Below are 15,222 nucleotides of genomic sequence, written 5' to 3' on the forward strand. Positions count from 1 at the left end.
ATGCCGATGCGGCGGTCCATGCTGTTGCTGGTGGCCCGGCTGCCCTGGCTGGACCGCCGCATCGGCATGGACCGGCTGACCAACTGGCACCGCTGGACCGGCTTCGGTCTGCTGTGGACGCTGGTCGGACACGTGGTCTTCATCGCCTTCGGTTATGCCGAGTCCTCCTCGATGAACCCCGTGAGCCAGATCGTCGACCTCGCCGAAACCGTCGAAGGCGTTTTCCGCGCGGTCGTCGCGATGGGACTGATCCTGGTGATCGGCGGCGCCTCGGCCCGCTGGGCCCGCCGCCGGCTCGCCTACGAGACCTGGCACTTCATCCACCTGTACGCCTACGTCGCCGTGGTGCTGGCCTTCACCCACCAGGTCGCGGCGGGGACGACGTTCACCTCGTCGTCCGCCGCCACGGCCTACTGGTACGCGGTGTGGGGCGTCGCCCTGGGCTCCGTCCTGCTGGGCCGCCTCGTCCTGCCCCTGTGGCGGAACTGGCGGCACCAACTGCGCGTCGAGGCGGTCGTACCCGAGGCCGGCAACGTCGCCCTCGGCGGAACCGACCGTCGCGGAGCCGTCGGCGTCGGCGCACGACGACGGCGGCGGGACGGCGCCGCAGCTGGCGGACCGGGAGCCGGCGCCGGAGGTGGGCTGGCCGGCCGGGTGACGGCGCCCTGGGGCCGGGGCGGCCGGTGAGCCTGTCGCATCAGGCTGCTGAGCTGCGACGATGAGCTCAGTTTGCCTTCCCCGGACAGGGTGCGTATGGTAGTAGATCGTTTGATCCCATTTGCCCGGCGCCACCGCAGAGCGCGCCGTGTGGCGCGTACTCTCCCTTGCCGTGGCTGACCGCATAGAGGCGGTCGTAATGCAATGCGAACACGGAGTTGACGGGCGCGTGCCGAGGAGACTCCGGAAGGTTTCGCATTCGCATGTCCATTTCCAGTACTGATCACTCCGTCGTGTCCGAGAACAACGACGAGCCGATCAACCTCGAGGCGATCGAGGCCGTCGAGACCGCTGACGCCGCGCAGGCCCTGGCGGCCGTCGACGAGACCCCTGAGGTCCCCGAGACCCCCGAGACCCCCGAACTCACCTTCGCCGACCTCGGGCTGCCCGAGGGCGTCGTGCGCAAGCTCGCGCAGAACGGCGTGACCAGCCCCTTCCCGATCCAGGCCGCGACCATCCCGGACGCCCTGGCCGGCAAGGACATCCTCGGCCGTGGCCGCACCGGTTCCGGCAAGACCCTCTCGTTCGGTCTGCCCACCCTGGCCACGCTGGCCGGCGGGCACACCGAGAAGCGCAAGCCGCGCGCCGTCATCCTCACGCCGACGCGTGAGCTGGCGATGCAGGTCGCGGACGCGCTCCAGCCCTACGGCGACGTCCTCGGCCTGAAGATGAAGGTCGTCTGCGGCGGTACGTCGATGAGCAACCAGATCTACGCCCTGGAGCGCGGCGTCGACGTCCTCGTCGCCACCCCGGGCCGGCTGCGCGACATCATCAACCGCGGCGCCTGCTCCCTCGAGAACGTGCGCATCGCCGTCCTCGACGAGGCCGACCAGATGTCGGACCTGGGCTTCCTGCCCGAGGTCACCGAGCTGTTCGACCAGATCCCGGCCGGCGGCCAGCGGATGCTGTTCTCCGCCACGATGGAGAACGAGATCTCCACGCTGGTCAAGCGCTACCTGACCAACCCGGTCACGCACGAGGTCGACAGCGCCCAGGGCAACGTCACGACCATGTCGCACCACATCCTGATCGTGAAGCCCAAGGACAAGGCGCCGGTCACCGCCGCGATCGCCTCCCGCAAGGGCCGCACCATCATCTTCGTCCGCACCCAGCTCGGCGCCGACCGTATCGCCGAGCAGCTGCGCGACTCCGGCGTGAAGGCGGACGCGCTGCACGGCGGCATGACCCAGGGCGCGCGCACCCGCACGCTGGCCGACTTCAAGGACGGTTACGTCAACGCGCTCGTCGCGACCGACGTCGCCGCCCGCGGCATCCACGTGGACGGCATCGACCTGGTCCTGAACGTGGACCCGGCCGGCGACCACAAGGACTACCTGCACCGCGCGGGCCGCACGGCGCGCGCCGGCCGCACCGGCACGGTCGTCTCCCTGTCGCTTCCGCACCAGCGTCGTCAGATCTTCCGTCTGATGGAGGACGCGGGCGTCGACGCCGGGCGGCACATCATCCAGGGCGGCGACGCCTTCGACCCCGAGGTCGCCGAGATCACCGGCGCCCGGTCGATGACGGAGGTCCAGGCCGAGTCCGCGGGCAACGCGGCCCAGCAGGCCGAGCGTGAGGTCTCCGAGCTCGCCAAGGAGCTGGAGCGCGCGCAGCGCCGGGCGGCCGAGCTGCGCGAGGAGGCCGATCGTCTGGTGGCCCGCGTGGCGCGTGAGCGCGGCGAGGACCCGGAGGCGGCCGTCGCCGCGGCCGTCGAGGCGGTCGTGGAGCAGGACGCCGTGGCGGAGACGCCGGTTCAGGCCGTTGTCGCCGAGCAGCCGGTGGAGCGTCCCGCGTACGAGCAGCCGCGTCAGCGCCGGGACGAGCGGGGCAACTACGAGCGCCGTGACGACCGTGGCGGCCGTTCCTTCGAGCGTCGTGACGACAACCGCGGCGACCGTGGCGGCTTCAACCGTGACGACCGCGGTGGCTTCAACCGCGACCGTCGTGACGACCGTCCGTCGGGTGGCTTCCGCCGCGACGACCGTCGTGACGACCGTGGCGGCCGTTCCTTCGAGCGTCGTGACGACCGTCCGTCGGGCGGCTTCAACCGCGACCGTCGTGACGACCGTGGCGGCCGTTCCTTCGAGCGTCGTGACGAGCGTCCCTCGGGCGGGTTCCGCCGCGACGACCGTCGTGACGACCGTGGCGGCCGTTCCTTCGAGCGTCGTGACGACCGTCCGTCGGGCGGCTTCAACCGCGACCGTCGTGACGAGCGCCCCTCCGGCGGCTTCCGCCGCGACGACCGCCCCTCGGGCGGGTTCAACCGCGACGAGCGCCCCTCGGGCGGCGGCTTCCGCCGCGACGACCGTCCGTCGGGTGGCTTCAACCGCGACCGTCGTGACGAGCGTCCGTCCACCCACCGTGGCAGCGACCGTCCGTTCAACCGTGACCGTCGCGACGACCGCCCGGGCTTCCGTTCCGGCGGTCACGAGCGCCCGTACGGCCGCCGTGACGACCACCGCGGCACCGGCTCCGGCACGACCGGCCGTCGTGACGACAAGCCGCGCTGGAAGCGCAACGGCTGACGCACCCGCTGACGCCGGCTCACCTGAGTGAACGCCGTGGCCCCCACCGACCGACCGGTGGGGGCCACGGCGTTTTCGCGTGTCCGACCGCTGGAAACCCCTTTCTCCAGCTTCCCCGGATGACTGTAGGATCAGCCGACTTGTGAGACGGATGTGAAGGCCGGGGGGCCGGGGACCGTGGACGCCGAAGAACGTCCGGTCCCGCCCGTCTCCGTTCCCGGGGAGGGACCCTCTTGCCTCGTCATGGCTTCACCCGTCTGCGTCTCGTCGCCGCCTCCGCCGTCCTGGCGGCAGGACTGACCCCGCTGCTCCCGTCGACGGCGGTCGCGGACACACCGCAGGAGACGGTGGTGCCGGCGGCGTTGCGCTCCACCAACGTCACGGCCACCCTCTACGGCGGCCCGTCGTACGCCGGACGCGACGGGGCCGGCGCGCAGGGCGTGTTCCACTCCCTCGAGGGCTCCGGGCTGGTCTGGACGCGCTACGCGGACGGTACGTCCGTCAAGGTGGTCCACCCCGCGGGGATGACGAGTTGGTCCACGACGGGCGGCGACGTCCTCGCCTACCGCTTCGCCGATGGCCGGGTCGACCTGTGGAGTCCGGCCGACGACGTCACGCGGACGATCCGGACGCCTGAGGGGATGACGCTGCTCACCGTCTACGCCGACCTGGCCGTCGCCTACCGGGCGGTGCGGGACGAGAGCGGCACGACGGTCGGGCGCGAGATGCACCTGCTGTCCCCCTGGCCCGACGGCAGTACGCGGGACGTGCCGGTGACCGGCCTGCCCGAGGGGTACGTGCTCGGACAGCCCTCAGGCGGGGACGCGGACGGGCTGCTCTTCGGCGCCGGGACGACGGGCGGGTCGTACCTGTCGGTCATGGTCGACCGGCGAACGGGTGAGGTCCTGAGCTCGACTCCGCCACGCGCCAAGCCCTATGCGAACGCCCGGGTCACCGCCGCTCACGTGGTCCTCTTCGACGTAGGGGACCCGGTCGTCCAGGTCTTCGCACGCCACGACCTGTCCGGGGCCCCCGCCGAGGTCACCCTCGCCGACAGCTCGCGGAGCCCTGCGACGGACCTCACCGTGGTCGGCGACTGGCTGGTGACGCGGCCCGGCGCCGAGACGGTCGCTCAGCCCATCGCGGGCGGTCCCAGGAAGGCCCTGCTGTCCGCGTCGCACCTGCATGTCGTCGCCGGGGCCGACGGCAGCGCCCTGGCCATCGGACGCACCGCCGCGGCCCAGGACGACTGGGGCATCCAGCGCGTCCTCCCGGGCCCGGACGGCAGCCCGGTCGTGACCCAGGTCAAGGCGCTGCCCAAGCCGCTGAACCGGATTCAGGGGCTGTCGCTGAACCAGGGACGGCTCGTCGTGGCCCAGGACGAGTACGGCGCCACGCGCACCACGCTCCTGCGGACGGTCGCTGCGACCGGCACGCCCACGTTCGGCGATTCCTCCCGCTTCCTCGACACGCGGAACACCATCGACCACTGCCCGGACGACGACGCGGGGTGCGGTGCGATCCACGGCATGGGGGACGGTGAGATCGCCTGGCTGAACCGCAACGCGGAGGCGGGCTACGACCGGTTGCGGGTCGCCGCGCAGGGTTCGGCCGTCTCCGCCGCCTTCGAGGTGCCCGAGGGCGGCCGGATCGCCGACGTCTCGAGCCGCTATCTGCTCTACACCACGCCCGACGGGCAGTACGTCCACCGGTTCCGCAACGCGTCGGCCCCGGTGCTGACGCGGGGCCCCGGCGTGTCGGCCCTCGACGGCGACACCCTGTGGAGCGTCACACCGACCGCGGGCGCCGTGGTCCCCTACAACCTGACGACTCAGAAGAGCGGGACGGCGGTCACCACGGATGCCGGTTGCGCCCCCACCGAGCTGCAGGTGCTGGGCCGCTGGCTCTACTGGGCGTGCGACGGCCGGGCCGGCGTCTACGACCGCACGGCCGGCAGGTCCGTGTCCGTGCCGGCGGACGAGGCCGAGCTCGGCGACGGTTATGTCGTCACCCACGACAAGCGGGCCGGAAAGCTGGTCCTCACCACGGTCGCGAACGGGACGCCCGCCAGCCGTGTCGTCGGTGACCTTCCGGACACCGGGACCTCACAGCGGGGCGTGCGCTGGACGGTCGACGACTCCGGCCCCGACCTCGCCTATGTCGACGACGAGCAGCGGGTGCACCTCGTGCCGTCGGGCGTGCCCCAGCAGGCACTGCGCCTGCTGGACCCGGTGGACGTCGCGAGCCAGGTGGTGGGCGGGCAGGAGAACTCCCTCGCCCGGGTGCTGCTGTCCAAGCCGGCCGGGAGCTGGCTGCTGACCGTACGCGACGCGACCGGCAAGGTCGTGGACACCCGTCAGGGGGGTCCCGCGCGCGGCCGACTTCAAGTCAACTGGACGGGCGTCTCCACCGGGCGGGGGCTGCTGCCCAACGGCCGGTACAGCTGGGCGCTCTCGGTCGCCCCCGCGGACGGAGTGGGCGCGCCCCTGGGGGTCGCGGGCTCGACGCAGCTCCTGCACGGCAGCCCCGCGCGCCACGACTTCGTGGGCCGCCCGACCGGCTGGGTGGAGCCGGACGGCATCGGCGACCTGCTCACCCTCCACCCCCTCGGCCGGCTGACGTTCCATCACGGCACGGGCACGGGCGCGTTCTCCTCGGAGGCCACCGGCACCGGCTGGCCGACGAGCGTCACTCCGGTGCCGTTCGGCGACCTCAGCGGCGACGGCTGCAACGACGTCGTCGTGCGGCTGAGCAGCGGGGCCCTGCGCCTGTACAAGCCGGCCTGCGGTGCGGCGCCGGAGGCCACGACGCCGTACACCACGCTCGGCACCAGCGGCTGGAAGCCGTTCGACGTGCTCGCCTCTCCCGGCGACGTGAGCGGCGACGGCCGCCCCGACCTGCTCGCGCGTAACGCCACGACCGGCGCGGTGTACCTCTACCCGGGAACCGCCGCGGGGCGGCTCGCGAGCCCCGTGAAGCTGTACGCGAACTGGAAGGCGTACAAGAAGGTGGTCGCGGCCGGTGACCTGAACGGGGACGGCGTCGGCGACCTGTTGACCCAGGACAGGGCGAACAACCTGTACCGGTTCTACGGGACCGGCAGGGGGACGTTCGGGCCGGCGGTGAAGGTGTTCGCCGGCTGGGGCTCCGCGTACGACACGTTCGTCGGCGTCGGCGACATCACCGGGGACGGGAAGGCGGACCTGGTCGCACGGGACACGGCCGGCGGGCTGTACCGGATTCCCGGCGACGGCAAGGGTTCCTTCACCGCCCGGGTGAAGATCGGCACCGGCTGGCAGCGCTACAAGGGCATTTTCTAGCCAAGTTGTGACGTGTGTCACGCCCCCGGCTGGGGAATTGCTGGGGGCATGACAGATGACGGCACAGTGGGCGCGGGCTCTCCCGGGAACCTCTCGGACGAAGAGCGGCTGGCCCAGCTCGGCTACACCCAGGTTCTCGCCCGCCGCATGTCGGCGTTCTCCAACTACGCGGTCTCCTTCACGATCATCTCGGTCCTGTCGGGCTGCCTGACGCTGTACCTGTTCGGGATGAACACCGGCGGCCCGGCGGTGATCACCTGGGGCTGGGTCGCCGTCGGCCTGATGACGCTCTTCGTGGGCCTGGCCATGGCCGAGATCTGTTCGGCCTATCCGACCTCGGCCGGCCTGTACTTCTGGGCCCACCGGCTCGCGCCCCCGCGATCGGCCGCGGCCTGGGCCTGGTTCACGGGCTGGTTCAACGTGCTGGGCCAGGTCGCGGTGACCGCCGGGATCGACTTCGGGGCCGCGTCCTTCCTCGGCGCGTACCTGAACCTGCAGTTCGACTTCGAGGTGACGCCGGGCCGCACGGTCCTGCTCTTCGGGGGCATCCTGGTGCTGCACGGCCTGCTGAACACCTTCGGGGTGCGGATCGTCGCCCTCCTCAACAGCGTGAGCGTGTGGTGGCACGTGCTGGGCGTGGGCGTCATCGTGGGGGCCCTGGCCTTCGTCCCCGACACGCACCAGTCGACGTCCTTCGTGTTCGGCGAGTTCGTCAACAACACGGGCTGGGGCAGCGGGGTCTACGTCGTCCTGCTCGGCCTGCTGATGGCCCAGTACACCTTCACCGGCTACGACGCCTCCGCCCATATGACCGAGGAGACGCACGACGCGTCCACCGCCGGCCCGAAGGGCATCGTGCGGTCCATCTGGACCTCGTGGATCGCCGGCTTCGTCCTGCTGCTCGGCTTCACGTACGCCATCCAGTCCTACGACGCCGCGCTCGGCTCCCCGACCGGCGCACCGCCCGCGCAGATCCTGCTCGACGCCCTCGGCGCGACCGCCGGCAAGCTGCTGCTGCTCGTGGTGATCGGCGCCCAGCTGTTCTGCGGCATGGCGTCCGTCACCGCCAACAGCCGCATGATCTACGCCTTCTCCAGGGACGGCGCGCTGCCCTTCTCCCACGTCTGGCACACGGTCAGCCCCCGCACCCGCACGCCCGTCGCGGCGGTCTGGCTGGCAGCCGGCGGCGCGCTGCTGCTGGGGCTGCCGTACCTGATCAACGTGACCGCGTACGCGGCCGTCACCTCCATCGCCGTCATCGGCCTGTACATCGCGTACGTCATCCCGACGCTGCTTCGCCTGCGCAAGGGCGAGGCGTTCGAGCGGGGGCCCTGGCACCTGGGCCGCTGGTCCAGGGCGATCGGCGTGGTGTCGGTGGCGTGGGTGGCCGTCATCACCGTCCTGTTCATGCTGCCGCAGGTCTCGCCGGTCACCTGGGAGACCTTCAACTACGCCCCCGTCGCCGTCCTCGTCGTCCTGGGCTTCGCGGGAGTGTGGTGGCAGGCGTCGGCCCGGGACTGGTTCCTCAACCCCGAGCACGAGAAGACCCTCGCCCGAGAGGCGACACGGGCCGCCGCGCCCGCGAAACTGCCCGATCTGTGACCGATCCCGGTCACTTCCCGTCCTCCGACGCGGCCGTGTCCCCGATACCCGATCGGAGACACGGCCGCGTCCGGCTATGCTCGGGGAGGCAACATCACGCACCACCGCCTGGGCCCTTAGCTCAATTGGCAGAGCAGTGGACTTTTAATCCATTGGTTGTGGGTTCGAGTCCCACAGGGCCTACTGGTGCGGGAAGGGAACACCCCTTCCGACCTGCAGCGCCCGCCCCGGCTTCGGCCGGGCCGGGCGCTGCGGCGTTTTCGGCGGTCTGCGCGAGCGAACTGGGGTGGGCACAGGGGTGGGTGCTCGATGTAGGGGCGCTGCTCGAAGCACGCGTGCAGAACCACCGCTGCGCCACGACGGGTTGGGGTCGGAGTTCCGGTGCTCTGTGGGCCTGGGCCGGCGTGGAGTGGGGTCCCGGCTCATTCCTCGTTCAGGAGCTCAGCCGCGGCTTTCGGATCCATGAGGGTCGACCAGGCTTGCTCGGCGGGAAGAAGCGGGCGGCTGGGGAGGGCGTACTCGGGGTACCAGGCGGCGGGATCGCAGCCGGGGACATGGCGCAGGATCACCGCGATGAGGCCGTCGGGTACGGAGCCGGTGATGCGCACGGCGGCATAGGTTTCGTGGCCGTCGTCGGCGCGTACGAGGATGCCGAGGCGGAAAGCGGGAAAGTCGGCGGCGTGTTCATGCCCGTCGTGCAGTGATCCACGAGCCAGCTCCCGGACAGCCGCGGCGAGATCGCGGACAAGCCGGGCCCCGGCCTCGAGTTGGTAGCGATCACGGTCGTTCTGGTCGGGGAGGAGATGCCCGACGTGCGTTGTGGTGCTCAGGGGCTGGCGGTTGTCGGCGTTGTAGCGGGCTCGTGCAGCCCTCGCGGCCGTCTCGAGGGCTGAGTAGAAGTCGTCCGGCGACCCGTCCTCGCGTTGCCCGGCAGCGATGAGCCAGGGCAGATCTCCGTCGGTCCAGACCGCTCCGCGCCAGCGTTGGACCTTGACTTTGAAGAGCACCTCATCATCGATCGAGCGAATGCGCTCACGCCCGGCCCCCTCGTCGGCGAAGTGTTCCCGGGCCTTGGCCAAGACGGGGTGATCCAGTTCGTCGAGCGGTTCCCGGGCTGACGGCAGCGGTCGTTTCAAGTCCTCGCGGAGCGCGCGGAGGGTAGGTCGAGCGGGGCGCACGGATCAGTCGTCCTCGCCCACTCCGCCGAGTTCCTTGATGCGTTCCGGTGACAGGCCGGTCAGCAGCGAGACGCTCGATTCCACGGATCCGTCCAGCTTGCGCATCTTCTCGAACATGCTGGCCCGAACCTCTTCACGGCGGATCTCCAAGTAGGTTCGGACGGCCTCCGCGACCAAGTCCTTCTTCGTCATTCCCAGAAAGTGGGCGCCGTCCGCGATCAGCTCGTCTATGGCCGCGTCGACCTTCAACGGCGCGGTTGTCCGGGTTGTGCGACTCCGGGCTTCCTCTGTGGACCTCATGCTCACGTCCTCCCTGGTACCAAAAGGTACTCCTATTCTTCTCTCCTCGCGCGATGCAAGGTGAAGGGAAGTGTCTGCCGGAGCTGTTTTTCAGGAGGTCCAGGGCGTCGCGATGTGCCGGGGCATGCGCCCGCCCGTACCCGGCGCCGAAGGCATCAGCCCACGCCGATCCCGGTGAGGTCGGCCAGGGGCAGGGTGTGCTGGGTCTGGAGGACCTTCGCGCGCAGGTAGCGGACGTTGTGCGGGGTGGTGAACACGCCGGTGGGGACGCGGTCGTGGACGTCGATGCCGAGCCCGCGCAACTGGTCTGCCTTGTCGGGGTTGTTGGACAGCAGGTCCAGGCTGGTGATGCCCAGGGCGCGCAGCATCTGGGCGGCGGCCGTGTAGTCCCGGTCGTCCTCGGGCAGACCGAGGGCGGCGTTCGCCGCGTAGGTGTCCAGGCCCTGGTCCTGGAGGGCGTACGCGTCGAGCTTGTTGTAGAGGCCGATGCCGCGGCCCTCCTGGCGGAGGTAGAGCAGCACTCCGCCCGTCACGGCTATGCGCTCGACCGCCTCGCGCAGCTGCGGTCCGCAGTCGCAGCGGGCGGAGCCGAAGGCGTCGCCGGTGAGGCACTCGGAGTGCAGCCGGACCAGCGGGGTGACGCCGGGCGCCGGCTCGCCGAGTACGACGGCGACGTGCTCCTGGCCGTCGGTCAGACCGTGGAAGGTCACCAGCTCGGCGTCGGCCGAATAGCCGTCGGGGAAGCGCAGAGGAACCCGGACGCGGGCGCGCGGGGTGGCGGCGGGGGTGTCGGGCATGCGGGTCTCCCGGGTCCAGGGGCGGATGACGTGGTGGTGCCGGGCCGAATACTGCTTCAGATTTGAAGCAGATCCGACGAGACCAGACCCTACCCCATGCTTGAAATTTGAAGCAACTACTCTGTGACGCGGCTCACGGCGTCCCGGAACAGGGCGACGACCGTCGGCGCCAGGGGAGGTCCTCGGGCGCGGTCTCGCCCTCCCCGTCTCCCTGGAACCCTCGCGCGACCTGCGTGAAGATGTCCTCCAGCTGCCCCACCTGCTCCGGGGTGAGCCGGTCGAACAGGGCGGAGCGGACCGTCGCGACATGGCCGGGCGCCGCGTCGCGCAGGACGGCCATCCCCTCGTCCGTCAGCACGGCGACGCTGCCACGCTTGTCCCAGCGGCACTCCTCGCGCCGCACCAGCCCGTCCTTCTCCAGCCGAGACACCGCGTACGTCAGCCGGCTGCGGGTGACCTTAAGCCGCTCCGCGAGATCGGTCATCCGCAGCCGTCGTTCCGGAGACTCGGACAGGTTGGCGAGGATGGAGTAGTACGGATGGGGCATGCCGGCGTCCTGCTGGAGCTGCCGGTCGATCGCGTCCTCCAGCAGGAGGTAGCCGGCAACGTACGCGCGCCAGGCACGCTGCTCCTCGGGGGTGAGCCAGCGGGTCGTCATGCGCCCAGTGTAGGTTTGTTTCAAACTTGAACCAAGACCGCCGACGCCTGAAACCGCTGGAACCGACTCCGACTCCGACTCCGACTCCGACTCCGACACCGACACCGACACCGAGACCGAGACCGAGACGGTCGCCGTTGTCGTCGCTGTCGGACATAGCCCGGGGAGCATGCCGATGCCGTACCCGTACGTCCTGCTGTCCGCCGCCGTCTCCCTCGACGGTTTTCTGGACGACACCACCCCCGAACGCCTGCTGCTCTCCAGCCCCGCCGACTTCGACCGCGTCGACGAGGTGCGGGCCTCCGTCGACGCCATCCTCATCGGCGCCGGCACGATCCGCGCGGACAACCCGCGGCTCCTGGTGAACTCCCCGCAGCGCCGCGCCGCCCGCGTCGCCGCCGGGCTGCCGCCGTACCCCCTCAAGGTCACCGTCAGCGGCTCCGGCGAGCTGGACCCCCGGGCGAACTTCTGGCACACGGGCGGCGCGAAGGCCCTGTACACGACGGACCGGGGCGCCGAACGGGCCCGCGCGCTCGGCATCGCCGCGGACGTCGTCCCGCTCGGCCCCGCACTCGACTGGCGCCGCCTCCTGGAACACCTCCATGACGAGCTCGGCGTGCGACGCCTCATGGTCGAGGGCGGTGGAACCATCCACACCCAGCTGCTCCGGCAGGGCCTCGCCGACGAACTCCAGCTCGTCCTCGCCCCGCTCTTCGTCGGCGACCCCGGCGCGCCCCGCCTCTTCGGGCCCGGCGGCTACCAGGGCGGCCGCCTGCGGCTGGTGGAGACACGGCGTATCGAGGACGTCGTCCTCACCCGCTACCAGCCCACCGCCCCCGGCGTCGGAGCGCTGCCCGCCGCGGCCGACCGGCACTGGCTGGCGCTCGCCTGCGAGCTCGCCGAACGCTGCCCGCCCTCGGAGACCGCCTTCAGTGTCGGCGCGGTGATCGTGGCCGCCGACGGAACGGAGCTGGCGCGTGGTCACTCCCGTGAGGACGGCGACCCGGTCGTGCACGCCGAGGAGGCGGCCCTCGCCAAGCTCGACCCCGCCGACCCGCGACTGCGCACGGCCACCGTCTACAGCAGCCTCGAACCCTGCGCCCGCCGCTCCTCCCGCCCCGCCCCCTGCGCCCGGCTCATCCTCGACGCGGGCGTGCGCCGGGTGGTCACGGCCTGGCGCGAGCCGGACACCTTCGTGACGGAGGCGGACGGCACCGGCCTGCTGACGGCTGCGGGCGTCGACGTCCTCGTCCTCGCGGAGTACGAGGAGCGGGCGAAGGCCCCCAACCGGCACCTGGCGTGAGGGGCCGGCGGACCGTGGTCATTCACGCCCCGGAAGTAGCGTAGACTGGAGTCACAACGACGCGGGGTGGAGCAGCTCGGTAGCTCGCTGGGCTCATAACCCAGAGGTCGCAGGTTCAAATCCTGTCCCCGCTACTGAAGGCCGAGGGCCGGAATCCGAAAGGGTTCCGGCCCTCGGTGCATTTCCCCCGCACCTCCCCGAGGCGCCCCCCGGAGCTCCCCGAGTCCTGCCCTGAGGCTCTCCCTCACGGTCGGTGACCGTACGGCCGCTCTGTGCAGGAAAACTGAGTCGTCGTCAGAGCGTCTGTGGCTGCCGGGGCGTGCGTGGCCGAGGTCAACTCGCCCGTTTTCGACCGCAGGTGGCCCGAAAGTCCAGGCCGGAAATGTTATTGATCAAGCAGAACAGCTTGGAAACCCACCCCTGGGTCTATTAACGTTCGATAACGCAGCGCGGCCGTCCCAGCCGGCAACAGAGCCGTCTCCGTGCGCACGCGCCGAATCCCGCAAGGGAACCGGGGAACCACCACCTTGGGGTGAATCACGCGGAAGCCGTCGTGAACTCGCAGAGTCCACGACCGGTATACGCGCGTAGGAGACCTTCCCGCTCCGAACCCGTCAGCTAACCCGGTAGGCGACGGAAGGAAAGGAGTGCGCCCGCGTGGCGTCCAACCCGTCTGCCCCCGAGGCTCCGTACGCGCCGAGCCAGCGGTCCACCGAGATCTTCGGCTACGGCGACTACCGCGCCGACGAGGGCTCCTGGGAGGAATGGAACCCCACCGCGGAGTCCGTCCGCCCGGTCCGGGGCAAGCACCGGGTCGCCAAGCAGCGCGGCGGCGGGTTCGCCCGCAGCTCCACCGTCCTCGGGGTCGGCGTCATAGCCGCCGTCAGCGCGGGCGGGATGGCCAGCGCCAACACCGGCAAGGCCCCGGTCTCGATCTCGATACCGGACCTGCCGAACGTGGGCTCGCTCATCTCCGACGACGACCCCGCCCCGGAGGCCGCCTCCGCCCTGGCCGGCTTCGGGTCCGAAGCGGCCGTCGACACCGACGAGAGCGCCGCCGACGCGGGCGAGGCCCTGCGCAGCCGGATCATGGCGCAGGTCGAGTCGCAGCACACCCAGTACGAGGTCAAGGCCGCGGCCGCCGCGAAGAAGGCCGAGGCCGACGCCGTCGTCAAGGCGGAGAAGGAAGCGCAGGCCAAGGCCGCCGCCGCCAAGAAGAAGGCCGCCGAGGAAGCCGCCGAGAAGGCCGAGGCCGCGCGCCTGGCCGAACTGGCCAAGCAGTTCACGCTGCCGACCTCCTCGTACACCATCACCTCGACCTTCGGTCAGGCCGGCTCGCTCTGGTCCTCCGGCTACCACACCGGTCTGGACTTCGCCGCGCCCACCGGCACCCTCATCAAGGCCGTCCACAGCGGCACCGTCACCGAGGCGGGCTGGGCCGGTTCCTACGGCTACCGCACCATCCTCACGTTGGACGACGGCACCGAGCTGTGGTTCTGCCACCAGTCGTCGATCAACGTCAGCGTCGGCCAGAAAGTCTCCACCGGCGAGGTCATCGGCCGCGTGGGCGCGACCGGGAACGTCACCGGCGCCCACCTCCACCTGGAGGTGCACCCGGACGGCAACCCCACCGGCATCGACCCGGCGGCCTGGCTGCGCAGCAAGGGCCTCAACCCCTGAGACGTCCCGGGTCCCCCGGAGCACGCCCTCTCGGGGACGGACCGCAGGACGCCCCAGGGAAACCCTGACGCGTGGGGTGTGCCACGCCCTGTTCACACGTTCTTCGCGGGCCGCGTGGAATGAGCGAGCCGTGGGTGACCGTTGAGTTGAACCATGACTGTTCTTCGCGCACTCGGCTCCTCCGACCTCGAGGTCTTCCCCCTCTCCCTCGGCGGCAACGTCTTCGGCTGGACCGCGGACGAGGCGGCCTCCTTCGCCGTGCTCGACGCCTACGCGGCCGCGGGCGGCAACTTCGTCGACACGGCCGACTCCTATTCGTCCTGGGCCGAGGGCAACTCGGGCGGTGAGTCCGAGACCGTCATCGGCAGGTGGCTGAAGGCCCGGGGCAACCGCGACGACGTGGTGATCGCCACCAAGGTGAGCCAGCACCCCGAGTTCCCCGGTCTGTCCGCCGACAACATCAAGGCCGCCGCCGACGCCTCGCTCCGCCGTCTGGACACCGACCACATCGACCTCTACTACACGCACTTCGACAAGCCCGAGGTGCCCGTAGAGGAGATCGTCGGCGCGCTCGACGAGCTGGTGAAGGCGGGCAAGGTGCGGCACATCGCCGCGTCCAACATCTCTCCCGAACGCCTCCAGGAGTCCCTGGAGTTCTCCGACCGCGAGGGCCTGGCCCGGTACGTGGCCCTCCAGCCGCACTACAACCTGGTCTCGCGCGACACCTACGAGGGCGGCCTGCAGGACGTCGCCGCCCGCTTCGGTCTCGCCGCCGTCCCGTACTTCTCGCTGGCCTCCGGCTTCCTCACCGGCAAGTACCGGCCCGGTGCGACGGTGGAGAGCGCCCGTTCCGCCGGCGCCGCCAAGCACCTCGACACGGAGCGCGGCCGCCGGGTCCTCGCCGCGCTGGACGAGATCGCCCAGGCCCACGACACGCAGGTCGCCACGGTCGCCCTGGCCTGGCTCGCCGCGCAGCCGACGGTGGCCGCGCCGATCGCCTCCGCCCGGACGCCGGAGCAACTGCCCGCGCTGCTGGCACTGGCGGACCTGGAACTGACGGGCGCCGAGATCGCCGCCCTGACCCGGGCTTCGGCCTGACCCCCGGGGCCGCCCCCACCTCTCCGGATGACCCGCCGCGCAGA

The 15,222-nt window shown here is 71.1% G+C and carries 10 protein-coding genes, 2 tRNA genes, 1 pseudogene and 1 riboswitch; of the genes and pseudogenes, 9 read left to right on the forward strand and 4 right to left on the reverse strand.

Going from position 1 to position 15,222, the window contains the following annotated elements:
* The 5 genes and pseudogenes from BG482_RS36915 to BG482_RS36935 all read left to right on the forward strand — a co-directional run.
* A pseudogene (locus BG482_RS36915) lies at window positions 1-537 on the forward strand (ferric reductase-like transmembrane domain-containing protein); the annotation flags it as partial.
* 383 nt (window positions 538-920) lie between these two features.
* Window positions 921-3,242, forward strand: a complete 2,322-nt coding sequence (locus BG482_RS36920; RefSeq protein WP_069773579.1) for a DEAD/DEAH box helicase — start codon at window positions 921-923, stop codon at window positions 3,240-3,242.
* Between the two features lie 233 nt (window positions 3,243-3,475).
* Complete coding sequence (locus tag BG482_RS36925) at window positions 3,476-6,562, forward strand: FG-GAP-like repeat-containing protein (RefSeq protein WP_069773580.1); 3,087 nt, start codon at window positions 3,476-3,478, stop codon at window positions 6,560-6,562.
* Window positions 6,563-6,610: 48 nt separating this feature from the next.
* Window positions 6,611-8,164 carry an amino acid permease gene (locus tag BG482_RS36930; RefSeq protein ID WP_069773581.1) on the forward strand — a complete coding sequence of 518 codons (1,554 nt, stop codon included), beginning with the start codon at window positions 6,611-6,613 and terminating at the stop codon, window positions 8,162-8,164.
* A 110-nt stretch (window positions 8,165-8,274) separates the two neighbouring features.
* Window positions 8,275-8,347 (forward strand) — tRNA-Lys (locus BG482_RS36935).
* A gap of 239 nt (window positions 8,348-8,586) precedes the next feature.
* On the opposite strand, the gene BG482_RS36940 is transcribed toward BG482_RS36935, so the two are convergent.
* From BG482_RS36940 to BG482_RS36955, 4 genes are all read right to left on the reverse strand, one after another.
* On the reverse strand, window positions 8,587-9,300 hold the full coding sequence (locus tag BG482_RS36940; RefSeq protein ID WP_256096596.1) for a hypothetical protein: 714 nt from the start codon (window positions 9,298-9,300) through the stop codon (window positions 8,587-8,589).
* A 45-nt stretch (window positions 9,301-9,345) separates the two neighbouring features.
* The gene (locus tag BG482_RS36945; RefSeq protein WP_256096597.1) at window positions 9,346-9,591 is read right to left on the reverse strand and encodes a hypothetical protein; all 246 of its coding nucleotides are present in this window, start codon (window positions 9,589-9,591) and stop codon (window positions 9,346-9,348) included.
* Window positions 9,592-9,797: 206 nt separating this feature from the next.
* Window positions 9,798-10,439, reverse strand: coding sequence for a GTP cyclohydrolase II (gene ribA, locus BG482_RS36950; RefSeq protein WP_069773584.1), 642 nt, complete (start codon window positions 10,437-10,439; stop codon window positions 9,798-9,800).
* Window positions 10,440-10,572: 133 nt separating this feature from the next.
* Window positions 10,573-11,097, reverse strand: coding sequence for a MarR family winged helix-turn-helix transcriptional regulator (locus tag BG482_RS36955; RefSeq protein ID WP_069773585.1), 525 nt, complete (start codon window positions 11,095-11,097; stop codon window positions 10,573-10,575).
* Window positions 11,098-11,272: 175 nt separating this feature from the next.
* Here BG482_RS36955 and BG482_RS36960 point away from each other — a divergent pair, with 175 nt between their 5' ends.
* From BG482_RS36960 to BG482_RS36975, 4 genes are all read left to right on the forward strand, one after another.
* Window positions 11,273-12,400 (forward strand): dihydrofolate reductase family protein, encoded by a 1,128-nt coding sequence (locus BG482_RS36960; protein WP_069773586.1) that lies wholly within the window; start codon window positions 11,273-11,275, stop codon window positions 12,398-12,400.
* Window positions 12,401-12,460: 60 nt separating this feature from the next.
* Window positions 12,461-12,534: transfer RNA gene (locus tag BG482_RS36965), tRNA-Met, on the forward strand.
* A 347-nt stretch (window positions 12,535-12,881) separates the two neighbouring features.
* Window positions 12,882-13,050: riboswitch (cyclic di-AMP (ydaO/yuaA leader) on the forward strand.
* A gap of 7 nt (window positions 13,051-13,057) precedes the next feature.
* Window positions 13,058-14,080, forward strand: a complete 1,023-nt coding sequence (locus BG482_RS36970) for a M23 family metallopeptidase (RefSeq protein WP_069773587.1) — start codon at window positions 13,058-13,060, stop codon at window positions 14,078-14,080.
* Window positions 14,081-14,233: 153 nt separating this feature from the next.
* On the forward strand, window positions 14,234-15,178 hold the full coding sequence (locus BG482_RS36975) for an aldo/keto reductase (protein ID WP_069773588.1): 945 nt from the start codon (window positions 14,234-14,236) through the stop codon (window positions 15,176-15,178).
* The last annotated feature ends 44 nt before the right edge of the window (window positions 15,179-15,222 follow it).

The organism is Streptomyces sp. LUP30 (genome assembly GCF_001746365.1).
GTDB lineage: Bacteria > Actinomycetota > Actinomycetes > Streptomycetales > Streptomycetaceae > Streptomyces.